The sequence below is a fragment of the Streptomyces sp. NPDC031274 genome (assembly GCF_055570235.1).
Map to the genome: position 1 here is coordinate 1 of NZ_JBVIHP010000343.1, position 1196 is coordinate 1196.

At 68.2% G+C, this 1196-nt stretch carries 1 protein-coding gene and 1 pseudogene; both read left to right on the plus strand.

The features are described from left to right. Positions 1 to 402, plus strand: a pseudogene (locus ACZ5CR_RS46225) (RNA-guided endonuclease TnpB family protein); the annotation flags it as partial. A gap of 113 nt (positions 403 to 515) precedes the next feature. After that, positions 516 to 1094: an RNA-guided endonuclease InsQ/TnpB family protein gene (locus ACZ5CR_RS46230; protein WP_468869994.1), complete on the plus strand. Its 579-nt coding sequence runs from the start codon at positions 516 to 518 to the stop codon at positions 1092 to 1094. Positions 1095 to 1196: the final 102 nt, after the last annotated feature.

Here is a 1196-nt window from a genome sequence, read left to right on the forward strand (position 1 = left end):
AGACTGGTGGTACGGGTGAAGCTGCTGCCGACGCCCGAGCAGGCGACGGCACTCGAGGCGACCCTGCGCGCCTGCAACCGGGCCGCCACCTATGCGGCGCGGGTCGCGTTCGAGCAGAAGGTGTACTCCCGTAACGACCTGCAGAAGCTCGTCTACGCGGAGGTGAAGTCGACGTTCGGCCTGTCCGCCCAGCCTGCCGTGCGGGCCATCAAGAAGACCGTCGACGCGTACACCACACTGCGCACGAACCTGAAGGCGGGGAACCTGGGCAAAGTCGGCTCGAGCGCTGGGCGAAGGCGACCGGCTCACCGCTCGCCTTCCGGGCCCAGGCCGCCCAACCGTTCGACGACCGGTGTCTGTCCTGGCAGCACGACGCCCGCACGGTCTCGATCTGGACCCTGAACGGCAGACTGAAGGACCTGCACTACACCGGCCAGGTAGACCAGCTCAAAACCCTGGCGGAGTTCCGTCGCGGCGAGTCCGACCTGATCTGCACCAAAGGCAAGTGGTATCTCCTGGCCACCTGCGACATCCCCGACCCCGAGGTGTTCGAGCCGGGCGACTTCCTCGGTGTGGACCGGGGCATCGTCAACCTCGCCACCACCTCCGACGGCACCAACTACCAAGGCCGCCACCTGACCCGCTACCGCCGCTGGCACGCAGCCAAGCGCAGCGAACTGCAGGCCAAACAGACCCGCTCGTCCGTGCGACGGCTCGCCCGGCGCGCCAAGAAGGAGTCCCGTCATGCCACCCATGTGAACCACCGCATCGCCAAGGAAATCGTGGCGGTCGCCCAACGCACCGGTCGCGGGATCGCCGTCGAGGAACTCGGTGGCATTCGCGAGCGGGTACGGCTTCGCCGCGACCAGCGCGCCACGCTCTCCTCCTGGCCCTTCCACCAACTCGGAGCGCACCTCGCCTACAAGGCCCGCCGGGCCGGGGTCCCGTTCCTGGAGGTGGATCCGGCCTACACCTCGCAGCGCTGCCCGCGCTGCGGGAACACCGAGCGCGCCAACCGCAGCTCTCGGGACGTGCGCAACCGCGCACGCTCGGCGTGGGTGCTCGTCAACGCACCCGTTCCTGGGCCGGGGTGAACCGCCCGGAACAGGGAGAGGCGAACCGTGGCCGTCCCAGTTTAGGGGGTAGGCGGGGGCGCGACGAAACGTGAATGACCAGAGCCACACAAACTTTGTTTT